At 48.6% G+C, this 212-nt stretch carries 1 protein-coding gene; it reads right to left on the reverse strand.

Annotation, left to right across the window (positions count from 1 at the left end; all coding sequences use genetic code 11):
* The coding region (locus FDX22_RS30955) for an ATP-binding cassette domain-containing protein (RefSeq protein WP_255432891.1) at window positions 1–212 on the reverse strand (212 nt) is incomplete at both ends.

Consider the following 212-nt stretch of genomic DNA (forward strand, 5'->3'; position numbering starts at 1 on the left):
AATTACCTGATGGCATAACGCACGTACAACATGCAAATCATGGCTGATAAAAATATAAGCCAGACGATGCTTTTCCTGTAAGGACTTTAACAGCGTGAGGATTTGCGCCTGTACGGTTCTGTCGAGCGAGGATGTTGGCTCATCCAGAATGATCAGCGAGGGTTTGAGAATCAATGCCCTGGCAATGGCTATGCGCTGGCGTTGACCGCCAG

It is taken from the genome of Citrobacter sp. TBCS-14 (genome assembly GCF_005280805.1).
GTDB lineage: Bacteria > Pseudomonadota > Gammaproteobacteria > Enterobacterales > Enterobacteriaceae > Citrobacter > Citrobacter gillenii.